This window comes from Bacillus cereus group sp. MYBK95-2 (assembly GCF_051915225.1).
Taxonomy (GTDB): domain Bacteria; phylum Bacillota; class Bacilli; order Bacillales; family Bacillaceae_G; genus Bacillus_A; species Bacillus_A cereus.
Window position 1 is genome coordinate 1,174,977 of the sequence record NZ_JBQAEH010000001.1, and the last position, 14,318, is coordinate 1,189,294.

Genomic DNA, 14,318 nt, shown 5'->3' on the forward strand with positions numbered 1-14,318 from the left:
ATCCTTCACCTAGTATCTCTTAAGAGCTTACTTAAAGCGAGGACTTCTCGGTTAATCGTTACTCTTAATAACTAACGAATTCATCTTAAGACAGCCGAGCTATCTCCCTTGTTCTAAAGGTTGTTTTATTTAAATATATTCTAAAACATGTTACATGTTCCGTCAAACTAAACTGCAATTTTTTCTTCAACTGTTTCTTCTACTTTTACTCGTTTATCATAAATGCTCGTTGCTATAAGCGCTACTACAAGCATTACCATGATTGCTATAAACAATACTTCCATATTGTATAAATCCACAATTGCTCCGCCAACGACCGGTCCGAACATTTTCCCTACAGTCGCCGCACTATTTACGACACCTTGATAAAATCCTAATTTATCTTTTGGTGCAAGTATATTTGCAATCGTTGGAACCGCAGGCCATACAAATAACTCACCAATTGTTAATGTTACCATCGCAACGAGGAACATCGTAAATTGCTGCGCTTGACTTAACACAATGAATGACGCCGCAAAAATGAAGATTCCAATCATAATTTGCTGTTTTAAAGAACGCTTCATCCAACGAATTAGCATACTAACAAGTGGTTGCGCACAAACAATCATCGCTCCGTTTATCGTCCATAGTAAACTATAGTGACGAAGGCTAATATTCAATTCTTGCATATGTGTTGCAATCGCTCCTTGCCACTGTACGTATGTAACCCAGCATAAAGCATATGCTACACACACGATAAGAAGTGCTTTAAATCCAGGTGTAAGTGACCACCCTTTTTTCGTTTCGACTTCTTTTTGCACTCCTGGCTCTTTCTTGTCTTCCATACCGCGGAATCCAATAAAAGCAATTAAAAAGAAAACAAAGTATAAAATAAAATTCGCTAAGAAAATATAATCAAAACGATACGATGCAACTAATCCACCACATGCTGTTCCGATCGCAATACCAACATTTTGTCCAACGTACATCGCATTAAATGCCCGTCTTCCGCCTTCTGGCCAAACCGTACCAACCATCGCATACATCGATGGGAAGACCATTCCAGAACCGAAGCCGATTAACGCTAGCCATACAACATATAACGGCCAACCGTGGAAGAACACAAGACCTAAAATCGATACAAGTGTAATCACAATCCCTACTAAAGTTGATTTATAACCGCCCCATTTATCAAATAAAACACCGCCGAGCAAGTTTCCGATTACACCAGTAAGCGAATTGATCATTAATACCATTCCGGCCACAGATAAAGATTTTCCTAGGTGATCATGCAAATAAATTGTATTAAAAGGCCATAAAAAAGAAGCACCCGTGACATTAATAATCATCCCAGCTACTAATAGCCATACTTTCCTTGGCATAGTTTCCCCTCCTATTCTATTTTTTTCGTTCATATATATAACAGTAAAATTGTAGTCGTTTTTAAATAGGAAGGCAACTGATTAATAGTTGATGAAATTCAGATAATGGTTCGACGGTAAATGAAATTATACTGATTGCTTCTTGGATTATATCAGCGATTATTAAAATATATCGACTTACCGACAAAAAATGACAACAGTAACAATGTATAAAGAGGCTGCATGAACTTCATGCAGCCTCTTTATACTATCCAACTTCCTTTTCTCGCTTCGCACTTTCTTTAGCGCTCCATTTAAATATTTTATCTAATAAGGAATATATTCTCCCAGATTCTTTCGTTAACAAAGGTCCTAACGATGCTAATATTAAAACATACAAAGCTGAGAATGGTTTAATAGTTGCCATTAAGCCGCCCGCAATTCCAATATTCGCGACGATAATGGAAAATTCTCCGCGTGATACAAGTGTTAAACCGATATTCGTAGAAGCCTTATGCGATAACCCAGCTTTACGCCCCGCAACCATTCCAGCAGTAAAATTACCGATAAGAGTAATGAAAACTGCTCCTAATGCCAACCACACTGCTCCTCCAAGTGAAAATGGGTCTATACTTAAACCGAAGCTGAAAAAGAATATAGCTCCAAAGAAATCACGAAACGGAACAACGAGCTGTTCAATTCGATCACTATGCTCTGTTTCAGAAAAGACGAGCCCCAATAATAATGCTCCAATCGCCTCCGCGACATGAATCGTTTCTGAAAATCCTGCTACAAAGAACAAAATAGCGAATATTACGATAATAAAAATTTCATTGGACGAAATATCTAACATTTTATTTAAAAATCGTGTAGCTTTTCTAGCAACTACAAAGAATAGTAGCATATACCCTACTGCGATTAAAATAGATGTAAGAGCCCCTACAAGTGACGTTGCCCCTCCGAGTACTAATCCTGAAACGACTGATAAATATACGGCTAAAAAGATATCATCAAACATAATGATTCCTAAAATTAGCTCCGTCTCTTTATTACCAGATCTTCTTAAATCAACAATTACTTTCGCAACAATTGCACTCGATGAAATTGTTATGATCCCAGCAATAATTAATGTTTCTAATAAGGGGAAACCCATTATATATCCGTAAAGTAAACCTAATATAAAATTAAGCGATATATGAACAGTTCCCCCAAAAGCAATTGACTTTCCTGATTTAATTAATTTTTTAATTGAGAATTCTAAGCCTAAATAGAATAAGAGGAATATAACGCCAACACGGCCGAGGAAGGAAATAACTTCTCCGCTTTCAATAAATCTTAAATCGATAAGCCCTAAATCTGGGGCATGGGGCCCCACTAGCATACCGAGTATAATGAGAAACGGAATAATCGAGAACTTTAACTTTGCAGCGAGAATAGCTGCAAAAGCGACTAATACTAACGCAGTCCCAACTTCAAAGATTAAAGTATCCATCGATTATGAATCCCCTCCTACTGAAAGCAACTCATTAATAATTCTTTTTACTTCATGTCTTTCACCTGATAGTACGAGCATATCGCCAGCTTCAATGATAGAATCTGGGCCTGGATTAAAGAACTTCTTCATATTCTTTTTCAAAATGGCAATAATCGTTACGTTATATGTGTTTCGGACATGTAAACTACCAATTGTTTTTTGTACGACTGGTGCATTATTTTCCACCTTAAACCACTCAATTGATAATCCTTCAAAGGCCATTTCAATCGTATCTAAAGCTTGTGGTCTATATACCATTCCGCCCAATATAGCTGCAATTTGTCTCGCTTCGGAATCACGAAGAGAGACGCTTGAAATACTCTCCTCATGATCAGCATCAAAATGGTACATTTCTCTTCGGCCATCATCATGAATAACGATAACCATCTTTTCATTACCTTTTGTAATCACTTCAAACTTACATCCAATACCCGGCAGTTCACTCTCTCTAATATTCATATTTTCTGCCTCCTAATTCTTTTAGTTACGGCTTTTATAAATCGACATCAATCTCCGTTTTAAAGGTCTCATCCTTTGAAATACCTAAATACTTTAGCGTCTCTGATGGAGTCGCGTGATGAAAATGTTTTTGCAACAGCGCAATCGCTATCCCTCTTTTGTACGCATGAAATCCGAATGTTTTTCGCATTGAATTCGTTCCGATCTTACCAACAACTCCAACTGCTTCTGCAGCATTATGAATTACACGATACGCTTGTTGGCGCGTAATTGAATTTGGCGTTTTATTAGATTGAAATACGTAATTTTCTCTTTTAACGCCAATAGATTGTACGTAATCTAAAAGCGCTCCTTTTACTTTTGTATTTAAATAAATATCTTGTTTGAATTTTTCATCTTTCACAGGAAGAGTATAAAACTCTTTAACAGTCCCATCTTCATTTAATACATCTTCAAATTTCATGCTAAGTAATTCTGTAATTTTTAATCCTGTGTTAATTCCAATAACAAATAAAAGATAATCTCGCTGGGAGTGCTCTTTTAAATATTTTTTCATAGCCTCAATTTGGCTTATATCTTTTAATGCCTCTACAACTTCCATACATGTATTCTCCTCATCTTATGAACGGTAATTTTCTCATTATGTTGTCCATTTTACCTTATCATGCTATGAGATTTCCATGTGTTATCCATTATTTTCACAATATACTCAGGTGGTTCTGAAAACTTTCAATGTGGAAACTTACGATTGTATAAATACGTTGCGGTAAAAAATGTGGGGATAAAAGTTCAGCTTCTTTCTACAGATTGGATTCCTCCTTTCCTTATACAGCTACTTCTACTTTTATATTACGTTACTTACTTGCATTATATTATATATATCAGTAACATTAAAGTGTTTTTTCTGAAAATAATAAAAACCGAGCGTTTTTGCTCGGTTTTTATTATTAATCTTCTTTCGGAAGAACAATTCCTTTATACAATTGAACTGTAATGAAGTAATAAATCGCATAAATAACTACGAAAATTACGATTGGTACCCAAATACGGAAGTACGGATCGATTAAAATAAATCCGAAAATATTCATACCAACTAATACGTGAGCGATACCCACAATTGCTGGGAATAAGAATACTAAGAATAACTCTTTATAAATCGATTTCGTTAATAACTCACGGCGCACACCGATTTTACGGAGCATTTGATAACGCGTAATATCTTTTGATGCACCAGAAAGAATTTTAAACATAAGACAGCTTGCCATCATTGCTAAGAACGCAATTCCAAGGAAGAATCCCATAAACACTGTTCCGCTCGCAAAGCCGTAGAACATGTCATACATTTGATGTTTACTATTCATTTGTTCAGCTTTTACATTTTTATATTTATCTAGTTGCAACTCGTCAATTTTTTTCCATTCTTTTTCATATGTTAAGAAATCATCTACTTTTCCGATAAATGCTATACCTTCTTTACCATTTATCTCATCGTACATTTTTTGATTTACAATTTTAATTGCATGATCCTGATGTACATAGAATGGTTGGATTGTTCTGAAAGCCTCGTCCCATTCTTGTGGAAGTTCTTTCGCATTCGCATCTTTTTCATTCATTTCTCTAGCAACTGCACCTACTGGTAGTTCCTCTGAGACTTTTTTCGTTTTCACGCCATCCTTCATCGACTTCATATTTTCCATATCTCTTATTACAGGACGATTTTTCTCTAAATCCTCTTTTACATAGTAAACGTATTTATCATCGATTTTGTAACGATATTCATTTTTCTCTTTAAATGTAATACCATTTAAAATTTTCTTTTCTTCAGCCGTTGGATTATGAACTACTGAATCATAAATTTCAAATCCATCAACCATTTTTATAACGTTATTTTTAAACGCCATACCGCCTGAAATTGCACCAGCTCCGAGCGCAACTAACATTGCTACCGTCGCAAGCACCTTCGTTAAACTATTAATACGGAAATTTAATTGTGCAAATGTAAAAGCGTTAAGTCCTTTTTCACTACGCTTTTTATTACTCTTTAACTTTTTAATAAAGACCGGGAGAAGTGATCCAAACAGCATGTAAGTACCAGCTGTCGTTGTAATTAATGCAATAATGATTCCCATTTCTCTTAGTTTTTCCATGTAAATCATTGATGCATAGCCCATTCCTAATAAAATAACCGCAAGGAATGCAACTACACCTGTCATTTTTCCTTTTACTGCAACACGTTCTGTTTGTGCGTCTGCATGTACAAGTTGCAGGACAGAAATACGTGATAATTTAATACTGTTCATAATTGCCGATAATACAAATAGTGCAAAGAAGAAGATGCACGTAACAGTCATAGATGGCAGATAAAATGCTTTATAGCCTTCACCAGCAAATTCTAATTGTTTCATTAATAATTGACCGATACCTTCTGCAAGTCCTACACCAACTGCAATTCCAATTGCAAGAGACGCGGCGCCTAATACAATTGTCTCAATAAACATAAGTAATGTAACTTTATGCTTTTTTGCTCCTAACATCATATACATACCAAACTCTTTTTGACGAAGAGATAGTAAGAAAGAGTTCGCATACAAAATATAGAAGAACGTTATAATAGCTAGTAAAAATGAACCTGCTTGGAATACAAATCCAATTTGACCAATAGTAGAATTTTCCTTAAGGAAGGCCTCGTTTAACGCTAATGTTTGAAACATATAAAAAATTGAAATGGACATGACAAGACCAACAAGTAAGACGATATAATCTTTCAGCTTACTTTTTAGCCCTGACATGGAAAGTTTAAATAACATGCTCTAGAACCTCCCTTCTTACGCTTTTTGTGTGCCTAAGTCCGCAAGCACATCTAAAATTTCTTTATAAAACTCTTCACGTGTACCGCCGCGGTGAATTTCTTTATATAGCTCACCATCTTGAATGAATAAAATACGCTGACAGTAACTTGCACTGTACGGATCATGTGTAACCATCATAATAGATACGCCTTGATCTTTATTTAAGTTTGTCATCGCATCAAGTAAACTCGTTGCATTTTTAGAATCAAGCGCTCCTGTTGGCTCGTCCCCTAAAATAATTGCCGGCTCATGCACTAAAGCACGCGCTGCTGCCGAACGTTGCTTTTGCCCACCAGATACTTCAGATGGGTACTTTTGAAGTATTTCTGTAATCCCTAACATATCCGCTACTTTCTCGACTTTTGGTCCAATGTTACGTGATGGAACACCTTGCAAGGAAAGTGGAAGTGCAATGTTTTCATAAATAGATAAGTTTTCTAACAAATTAAAATCTTGGAAGATGAATCCTAATTTTTGTGAACGGAAATCAGAAAGCTCACCTTGCTTCATTTTTGTAATATCCGTACCCGCAATTTCAACAACGCCGCCCGTTGCTTTATCTAATGTTGAAATTACATTTAATAATGTCGTTTTACCAGAACCAGATGGTCCCATAATTCCAACAAACTCACCCTCTTGAATTGAGAATGACACACCTTTTAACGCGTGTGATTGGTTCTCACCTTTTTTACCGTACACTTTTTGAACGTTTTTCACGTCTACAACTGGTTTCGTCATATATATCCTCCTACGCTTGTTTTTCCATTACCTATTTTGCGCCTTTTGGAGGTGAACTGCTATTTGTTAACATTACATTTACCTTACACTTTTGTAATATAAAGAAGGTGGGCGTGTAAGTTTGGCTTTTACTACTTTGAATATTAGTGACATATCGAATCGGTAAATGAAATTATATCGGCGATTTTTCAAATATATCGGCGCAACTACAAAAGCTGAAAATAAAAATAGGCTGCTCCACAAAAGGAACAGCCCACTTCTCTCTCTATTTCTTTAAAGGTGTTACCGTCCAGTACGTAATAACACGCCAAATCCATTCTAATGGACCCATTTTAAAGATTTTCATCCAAATTACGCTAAATACAATTTGAATTGCATAAATTGCAATACATACATATAAAGTCTGCATGTAAGTTAAGTTACCTGCAAAGTTAAATACACTACCGGCAATTAAAATCATTGCCGTTTGTCCGATATAATTTGTTAAAGCCATACGACCATAGTATTTCAATGGTGCTAATAATGTTTGAACTGGTTTTAACTGAAGTAATAAAATTAATGCTCCTACATAGAAAGCTGAAATAATTGGTCCAACAGTAATACCAATTTTTAGAAACTGGCTTGCAGCATCCATTGTTCCGTCTTCATTCATCAATATCATATTTACAAATGGGCCAGCAGGCACGTGTCCATATTGATACCATACAGCTATGACACTTAAAACAAACATAATGCCTGTAAAAATAGCGACTTTCTTTATATTTTGCGAAAGATTTTCAAATACACGATATTGTCCTGCAGCAAGACCTAATAAAATTAAACCAAGTGGTAATAGTTCTTTAACACCCATTACACTAAAGGCTATTGTCAAAATAAGACCAATTACTAAGTTCACTTGTTTTTTCGCTTTATAAAACGGTAAAACGATTAATCCGCAAATTGCATATAACGTTAACGCTTCTCCAGGCTGAAACATGTAATGAATCAAACCAAAAATAAATAATGCAACTACGCGGCGGAAAAATAGAACATATCCATTTTTCCCTTTCGCAATCGCTCTTGTAATGAATATATAGAATCCCACTCCAAATAAGAATGAGAAAATCGAGAAGAAACGACCTTCTACAAATAAGTATAGAAACCTTTGATAGCTAGCATCTACTGTATTAGGATCTGGAGTTTTAATATTAAGTAGTGCTAAAATATTTACTAAAATAATCCCTAGTAGTGCAAAGCCACGAATGTAATCTAACTCATCAATTCGCTTGTTTATAATATTGTTCCCCATAAAGCAACTCCTTGTATAAAACTTAATCCTTTCTTACTCTACTGGAGAAAGCTGCTCACAACTATCGACAAACCTTACAGGAATCTTACATTATTGTCATATAGCAAAATAAAACCAGGTCATATTGCGACCTGGTCTACTCTGATTGTTTCGATTTTTGAGGTTGTCCTTTTTTACTATTACGCTGTTTTACTTGAACAATCGGATCAAGTTCATTCGAAAACTCAGCGTTATGTCCATTTTGCGTTTTTTGTTCTGGGTTATTTTGATCTGAACGTTTCGCCATTACATTCACTCCTTATTAGTGCGGTGTAATAATCATTTGATGTTGCAATTGGCGAATTGCCATACGTGCTCTATTTAATTGCTCACGTTGCTCATCATTTGCATGTTGTTGCATCGTTTGTAAATCGTTATACGCTTGTTCTAATTGTAACTGCGCATCCGAATACTCCATCGTATTATAATGCTCTTGTCTCATACCTTGGTCTAATTGTTCTTTCGCATATTCCACCGCTTGTTCCGCTTGTGTAATATACGATTCAAGTGATTGACGCTCTGCCATAATTGTCCCTCCTTGCTTCAATTCCCCTTTAGTGTGTCCCTTCCATCTGAACCTTATGAGTATGTTATAATGGATTTTGTTTCATTTTGACTCGGCTTAGGAGGGAAAGTAATGAAGGTTCAAAACCCTTTTCCATATACAAACGACAATAAACGTTATCATACATGGAATTATCATTTACGAAATGAATTTGGTGAAAAAATCTTTAAAGTTTCATTAGATGCTGGCTTTGATTGCCCGAACCGTGACGGTACAGTTGCTTATGGCGGTTGTACATTTTGCAGTGCTGCTGGATCTGGTGACTTCGCTGGCGATCGCCGCGATGATGTTATAACGCAATATCATGAAATGAAAGAAAAAATGCGCTCAAAGTGGAAAGATGGAAAATGTATCGCTTATTTCCAGGCGTACACAAATACACATGCACCACTTGAAGTGTTAAAAGAAAAATTCGAACCGCTTCTAGCAGAAAAAGACGTTGTCGGTCTTTCTATTGCGACTCGTCCAGATTGTTTACCGGACGATGTTGTTGAATATTTAGCGGACTTAAATAAACGCACTTACCTTTGGGTTGAACTCGGACTACAAACCGTCCATGAACGTACTGCAAATCTTATTAATCGTGCTCACAATTATCCTTCTTACGTTGAAGGTGTAAATAAATTACGTAAGCATGGCATTAAAGTTTGTTCTCATATTATTAACGGCCTTCCACTTGAAGATTACGACATGATGATGGAAACAGCTCGTGAAGTAGCGAAGCTTGATGTACAAGGAATTAAAATCCACTTACTTCACTTATTAAAAGGAACGCCAATGGTGAAGCAATATGAAAAAGGACAACTCGAGTTCCTTTCTCTTGAGGATTACGTAAGTCTCGTTGTTGACCAACTTGAAATTATTCCAGAAGACGTAATTGTGCACCGTATCACAGGTGACGGTCCGCCTGATTTAATGATTGGTCCAATGTGGAGCTTAAATAAATGGGAAGTATTAAATTCCATTGATGCAGAATTTGTACGCCGCGGAAGCTGGCAAGGAAAATATGCAAATGAGGAGAAACAAAAATGAAATTAGAACGTGTATTACCGTTTGCTCGCACTCTCTTGCAAACAGCAGTAAAAGAAGGCGATTACGCTGTAGATGCAACACTCGGCAATGGGCATGACACTTGCTTCCTAGCTGAAATCGTTGGAGATAACGGAAAAGTATTTGGATTTGATATTCAAAAAGAGGCAATTGAAAGCTCAACAACTCGTCTAAAAGAAAAAGAACTTTTCGAACGTACTGTTTTAGTTCACGATAGTCACGATACACTTCTATCCGTATTACCAGAAGATGCAAAAGGAAAAGTAACAGGCGCAATTTTCAACTTAGGTTACCTTCCAGGCGGAGACAAGCATATCGTTACAAAACCGAACTCAACAATCTCAGCGATCGAACAATTATTAGAAGTAATGGCACCTGAAGGTATCATCGTCCTTGTTATTTACCACGGACACCCAGAAGGACAAGTAGAACGCGACGCTGTACTTAAATTTGCCGAAGAACTAGACCAAAAACAAGCACACGTACTGCGATATGGCTTCATTAATCAACAAAATAACCCGCCATTTATTGTGGCGATTGAGAAGCGATAAAGTGAAACTTTAATCAGTGGGGGCATCCCCACTGATTATTAGTTGAACCAATCGGGCATTTATGGGCAGTTTATCTCCCACCTAACCTCTTTGCTCCAGGCGAATTTTAAGGTGGGAGTTTTACTGCCCGTTAATGCGGGGTAATATATCAACGATTTTTCAATTATATCTATCGTAACCCGGGATATATCAACGATTTTTTCGATATATCTATCATAACTTACAATATATCAACGATTTCTCGGATATATCGATTGTTCGACAAAACATAACAAAAAAAGACGTGTACTCACTGCACGTCTTTTTGTTATTCTCCTATATAATGGATGTAAACATTCTTAAAGGAGACGAAACAATGATCGGAATACTAGCAGGAATGGGACCAAAATCAACTGGGCCATTCGTCGATACAGTTGTAGCAAGGTGCCAAACAATATACGGAGCAAAGTATGATATGGACTTTCCTCATATGATGATCTATTCGTGCCCAACACCGTTTTACATGGATCGCCCTATTGATCACGAAGCGATGAAAAAGGCGATTATTGACGGAGCACAAAAACTTGAAAGTACTGGCGCAAGCTTTATCGCTATGCCGTGCAATACGGCGCATCTTTATTTTGAAGAATTACAGCGTTCGCTTTCTATCCCGATTTTAAATATAGTCGATGAAACGTTACAAGCAATTCCTGAAAATACAAAAAGAGTCGCTCTTCTCGCAACAGAAGCAACTGTTCAAGCTGGGATTTACCAAGATGGGATTGCAAAACGTAATATAGAGTACATTCATCATGAAAAATGGCAGGAAATGATTAATCAAATCATTACTTATATTAAATCTGGGGAGGTTGAAGAAGCTCGCGAATTGTGGAATGCGCTCGTTTTACAATTGAGAGAGGAAGTTGATACGGTAATTATCGCATGCACCGATTTGAATGTGGTGGCGAGTGAGGATTTTGTTGATTCCTCTCAATGTCTTGCTAATGCGGTTGTTAGGATGTATCTATCAAATACAAAGAAATCTTCATAAACATAGAAAACATCCCTTTTGAAATGTGTTTTATGTTTTATGAAAATCATCCTAAAAACTTTTAACTTTCTTCACAATTCTTTCAAAGTAATCACACTTAATCTCGCTATATTAAATAAGTAGTTATTCATATAGGGAAGGTTAGGGGAACTGAAAGTATGAAAGTAAATCGTTCGCTTCATTACATTTTTTGGCGTTGGCATTTTTATGCTGGGCTTTTTATTACGCCGCTTCTTATTACGTTGTCACTGAGCGGAATTGGGTATTTATTTCGGGAGGAAGTTGAAGATTTCATCTATAAAGATTTATATTTTGGGAAGAGTGCTCAAACAGAATCTATTTCGATGTCTGATTCTATTTCCTTAACAGAGAAAAAATATCCACATTATAGCGTGGCGAAAATTAGTGAGTTTAATGGGGATTATAATACGAGACTTACAATTGCAAATGAGTATACTGGGCAACAAAAATATGTGTATTTAGATAGTAATAATCAAATTGTTGGGGATCAAAACGCAAGTGAAACATTTGCCAATATAATGAGGGAATTACATAGTTCTCTTTTAGTTGGTGGCACTGTCGTAAACTATACTGTAGAACTCGCGGCATGCTGGACAATCTTTTTAATCGTAACCGGATTGTACATGAGTATACGACAATTCAAAAACACACCATCATCCAATAAGCGAGAAAAAGCAAAAAGACGTCATTCTATTATCGGTATTATATTTACAATTCCTCTCTTTCTGCTAGTCGCATCTGGATTGCCATGGTCAGGATTTATGGGGAACCAAATTTATAAAATCGCATCGTCAAATGAATCACTCGGATATCCAAAATTGTACATGGCTCCGCCTGAATCAAAGGTAAAAGAATTGCCGTGGGCAACAAGAAAAGAAGCTCCGCCTGAATCAAATTCAAATGAACCGAAAGCAATTTCTGTCGATGAATTACAAAAAGGAATTGAAATAAAGAAGCCATATGTTATTTCACTACCAGCTGATCCGAAAGGTGTATTCACTGTTTCGAAATCGAGCGGTTCTGGTATTACAGGTATGCATGTTGCACCAAATGAAGAGATAACAGCTTACTTTGACCAATATAGCGGGGAGCTCATTTCAAAAACGGACTATCGTGATTATGGATTACTTGCACAATGGTTCACTTACGGTATCCCGCTTCATGAAGGACATTTATTCGGATGGCCAAATAAAATATTATGCTTACTAACGACATTATCTCTACTACTTCTCATTTATTACGGAATAAAAATGTGGTTAGCAAGAAAGCCGAAAGGAAAATTAGCAGCACCTCCAAAACAAAGAGATAAGAAAAGTATATTCGTTTTCTTTATCATGATGGTGATACTAGGCGCTGTCATGCCTTTATTTGGACTATCTGTTTTAGTTATTTTTGCAATTGAACTTCTCATATATGTATTTTTAAAAATACGATCATAATGAAAAAGCATTTGTACCATCGTGTACAAATGCTTTTTATTTACTGTTCTCTTTTTTTCTACCACTTATTAAAAAAACAATATCTACTATAATAATCAATGCAATGATAATTTGAGCTACATAATCCATCGTTGTAGGACCGCCGGTTTTCTTCATCATCATATACATTCCAATTACAAATGAAATGGAAAGTAGCACAAGTAATGTTACTTCAATATTGTCATATAGCTTTTGAAACAATCGCTTCATTTCCACCACCACCTTTACCATATTATAACAAAAAACCACTCTACATGAGTGGTTTTCTTCATCACTGCGCTGTTTTCTTTCGGTACATCTTCCCGTTCCAATAGAAGAATCGTGAAGTGAGGCCTCCGTACTTTACAATGCGCCGTGCCATTTTGTGCATATTCTTTTGTGCTGATACTTTTTGATCTGATAAATAAATACCAAGTAACCCTCGGCTTATAAGGCGATGAAACTTCGCATGAGGCAAATCATCAATGCTCTTCTCCGCTTCTTCTACAAAGTGTTTCATCCGATCTAATATCGCTTGCTCGTTTTCATAATAACTACAGAAATTCAAATCTCCGCCTATACGGTCTTCTTCTTGATCAATGAAATAATCAAGTAAGATATGAAGTCCTTGTACGTAAGGGAAGTACCCTTGTCTAATTTTCGCAATATCTTCATCATGTAATTCATCATGAAATGCATATGCTACAAGACAGAAAATTCCAAGTGTAGAACCGGCACATGCTGAAAATTCAAACCAACTCATCTCAGGTAAGTTTTCTTTATGTGCTTCAAACCAATTTTTCAGGCGCGGCTCTCTTTCTTCTAACTTCACGTGTTTATGAATTTGCAAATCACAATAATAACAAGCAAGTTCATGAAGAACAGGAGCAATTTTGTCATAGTGCTTCGTTTTCTTTAAAACATCTTGGCATGTTTCAACAAGTTCATCTAAATAACCACCATCATCTTGATCATCACGATAACGATAATAATTACCGCCACCTTCTACTTCAGGTGATAATGCCATTAACATCGATTCATGCAGTGCGGCAAAATCATTTGGATCAAGTGATGTACTGCGATCACATAAATTATCTAAATAGTCGCTGATCGTTTGATACGCTACGATAAAACGAATACATTCTTCTCGGTGTTCATTTGCTAGCAGAGCTAAAATGCCACCGCCCTCACAATGAAACGTTTTATGCTCAATACTTGCGATTGCCTGACTATGAAGCTCATCATTCGGAATATGGTAGGCACGCTCTTTCCACATCGCTAGCTCATGGTGTACAACCGGAAACACATCACGGTATACTTTCGCCATGAGCGTTATGGGATTACTCGGTACGTTCACTTCTTCCTTCATCTCCTCTATTAAATGTACAAATAATGAT

At 36.4% G+C, this 14,318-nt stretch carries 15 protein-coding genes; 4 read left to right on the plus strand and 11 right to left on the minus strand.

What is annotated here, in order from left to right; genetic code table 11:
• Positions 1–167: 167 nt before the first annotated feature.
• The 9 genes from ACTFN4_RS06105 to ACTFN4_RS06145 form a co-directional block, all read right to left on the minus strand.
• On the minus strand, positions 168–1,361 hold the full coding sequence (locus ACTFN4_RS06105; protein ID WP_001137561.1) for an MDR family MFS transporter: 1,194 nt from the start codon (positions 1,359–1,361) through the stop codon (positions 168–170).
• A 247-nt stretch (positions 1,362–1,608) separates the two neighbouring features.
• A complete protein-coding gene (locus tag ACTFN4_RS06110; RefSeq protein ID WP_000380179.1) occupies positions 1,609–2,832 on the minus strand; it encodes a cation:proton antiporter in 1,224 nt (407 codons plus the stop codon).
• 3 nt (positions 2,833–2,835) lie between these two features.
• On the minus strand, positions 2,836–3,333 hold the full coding sequence (locus tag ACTFN4_RS06115; RefSeq protein ID WP_001026053.1) for a cation:proton antiporter regulatory subunit: 498 nt from the start codon (positions 3,331–3,333) through the stop codon (positions 2,836–2,838).
• Positions 3,334–3,367: 34 nt separating this feature from the next.
• On the minus strand, positions 3,368–3,934 hold the full coding sequence (locus ACTFN4_RS06120; protein ID WP_439962129.1) for a tyrosine-type recombinase/integrase: 567 nt from the start codon (positions 3,932–3,934) through the stop codon (positions 3,368–3,370).
• A gap of 346 nt (positions 3,935–4,280) precedes the next feature.
• Entirely contained in the window at positions 4,281–6,140 is a 1,860-nt protein-coding gene (locus tag ACTFN4_RS06125) for an FtsX-like permease family protein (protein WP_000897745.1), read from the minus strand.
• Between the two features lie 18 nt (positions 6,141–6,158).
• A complete protein-coding gene (locus ACTFN4_RS06130) occupies positions 6,159–6,920 on the minus strand; it encodes an ABC transporter ATP-binding protein (protein ID WP_000165844.1) in 762 nt (253 codons plus the stop codon).
• A 265-nt stretch (positions 6,921–7,185) separates the two neighbouring features.
• Entirely contained in the window at positions 7,186–8,208 is a 1,023-nt protein-coding gene (locus tag ACTFN4_RS06135) for a DUF418 domain-containing protein (protein WP_000527695.1), read from the minus strand.
• Between the two features lie 136 nt (positions 8,209–8,344).
• Positions 8,345–8,494: a hypothetical protein gene (locus ACTFN4_RS06140; protein ID WP_001129340.1), complete on the minus strand. Its 150-nt coding sequence runs from the start codon at positions 8,492–8,494 to the stop codon at positions 8,345–8,347.
• Between the two features lie 15 nt (positions 8,495–8,509).
• Entirely contained in the window at positions 8,510–8,773 is a 264-nt protein-coding gene (locus tag ACTFN4_RS06145; RefSeq protein WP_000840869.1) for a YtzC family protein, read from the minus strand.
• Positions 8,774–8,884: 111 nt separating this feature from the next.
• On the opposite strand from ACTFN4_RS06145, the gene ACTFN4_RS06150 reads away from it, so the two are divergent.
• The 4 genes from ACTFN4_RS06150 to ACTFN4_RS06165 all read left to right on the plus strand — a co-directional run bounded on the left by ACTFN4_RS06150 (position 8,885) and on the right by ACTFN4_RS06165 (position 12,903).
• Entirely contained in the window at positions 8,885–9,844 is a 960-nt protein-coding gene (locus ACTFN4_RS06150) for a TIGR01212 family radical SAM protein (RefSeq protein ID WP_439962130.1), read from the plus strand.
• A complete protein-coding gene (locus tag ACTFN4_RS06155) occupies positions 9,841–10,413 on the plus strand; it encodes a class I SAM-dependent methyltransferase (protein ID WP_000764489.1) in 573 nt (190 codons plus the stop codon). The genes ACTFN4_RS06150 and ACTFN4_RS06155 overlap by 4 nt, the downstream gene beginning before the upstream one ends.
• A 355-nt stretch (positions 10,414–10,768) precedes the next feature.
• Positions 10,769–11,443, plus strand: a complete 675-nt coding sequence (locus ACTFN4_RS06160; protein ID WP_071740521.1) for an aspartate/glutamate racemase family protein — start codon at positions 10,769–10,771, stop codon at positions 11,441–11,443.
• Between the two features lie 158 nt (positions 11,444–11,601).
• On the plus strand, positions 11,602–12,903 hold the full coding sequence (locus ACTFN4_RS06165) for a PepSY-associated TM helix domain-containing protein (protein ID WP_048538442.1): 1,302 nt from the start codon (positions 11,602–11,604) through the stop codon (positions 12,901–12,903).
• 36 nt (positions 12,904–12,939) lie between these two features.
• On the opposite strand, the gene ACTFN4_RS06170 is transcribed toward ACTFN4_RS06165, so the two are convergent.
• Both ACTFN4_RS06170 and ACTFN4_RS06175 read right to left on the minus strand, forming a co-directional pair.
• Positions 12,940–13,173 (minus strand): hypothetical protein, encoded by a 234-nt coding sequence (locus ACTFN4_RS06170; protein ID WP_439962131.1) that lies wholly within the window; start codon positions 13,171–13,173, stop codon positions 12,940–12,942.
• Between the two features lie 40 nt (positions 13,174–13,213).
• On the minus strand, positions 13,214–14,278 hold the full coding sequence (locus tag ACTFN4_RS06175; RefSeq protein WP_439962132.1) for a tetraprenyl-beta-curcumene synthase family protein: 1,065 nt from the start codon (positions 14,276–14,278) through the stop codon (positions 13,214–13,216).
• Positions 14,279–14,318: the final 40 nt, after the last annotated feature.

What these genes read in the sequence shown, in the direction of transcription:
- ACTFN4_RS06105 (WP_001137561.1), bottom strand. Translation starts at nt 1,361, where the DNA reads ATGCCAAGGAAAGTATGGCTATTAGTAGCTGGGATGATTATTAATGTC.
- ACTFN4_RS06110 (WP_000380179.1), bottom strand. Translation starts at nt 2,832, where the DNA reads ATGGATACTTTAATCTTTGAAGTTGGGACTGCGTTAGTATTAGTCGCT.
- ACTFN4_RS06115 (WP_001026053.1), bottom strand. Translation starts at nt 3,333, where the DNA reads ATGAATATTAGAGAGAGTGAACTGCCGGGTATTGGATGTAAGTTTGAA.
- ACTFN4_RS06120 (WP_439962129.1), bottom strand. Translation starts at nt 3,934, where the DNA reads ATGGAAGTTGTAGAGGCATTAAAAGATATAAGCCAAATTGAGGCTATG.
- ACTFN4_RS06125 (WP_000897745.1), bottom strand. Translation starts at nt 6,140, where the DNA reads ATGTTATTTAAACTTTCCATGTCAGGGCTAAAAAGTAAGCTGAAAGAT.
- ACTFN4_RS06130 (WP_000165844.1), bottom strand. Translation starts at nt 6,920, where the DNA reads ATGACGAAACCAGTTGTAGACGTGAAAAACGTTCAAAAAGTGTACGGT.
- ACTFN4_RS06135 (WP_000527695.1), bottom strand. Translation starts at nt 8,208, where the DNA reads ATGGGGAACAATATTATAAACAAGCGAATTGATGAGTTAGATTACATT.
- ACTFN4_RS06140 (WP_001129340.1), bottom strand. Translation starts at nt 8,494, where the DNA reads ATGGCGAAACGTTCAGATCAAAATAACCCAGAACAAAAAACGCAAAAT.
- ACTFN4_RS06145 (WP_000840869.1), bottom strand. Translation starts at nt 8,773, where the DNA reads ATGGCAGAGCGTCAATCACTTGAATCGTATATTACACAAGCGGAACAA.
- ACTFN4_RS06150 (WP_439962130.1), top strand. Translation starts at nt 8,885, where the DNA reads ATGAAGGTTCAAAACCCTTTTCCATATACAAACGACAATAAACGTTAT.
- ACTFN4_RS06155 (WP_000764489.1), top strand. Translation starts at nt 9,841, where the DNA reads ATGAAATTAGAACGTGTATTACCGTTTGCTCGCACTCTCTTGCAAACA.
- ACTFN4_RS06160 (WP_071740521.1), top strand. Translation starts at nt 10,769, where the DNA reads ATGATCGGAATACTAGCAGGAATGGGACCAAAATCAACTGGGCCATTC.
- ACTFN4_RS06165 (WP_048538442.1), top strand. Translation starts at nt 11,602, where the DNA reads ATGAAAGTAAATCGTTCGCTTCATTACATTTTTTGGCGTTGGCATTTT.
- ACTFN4_RS06170 (WP_439962131.1), bottom strand. Translation starts at nt 13,173, where the DNA reads ATGGTAAAGGTGGTGGTGGAAATGAAGCGATTGTTTCAAAAGCTATAT.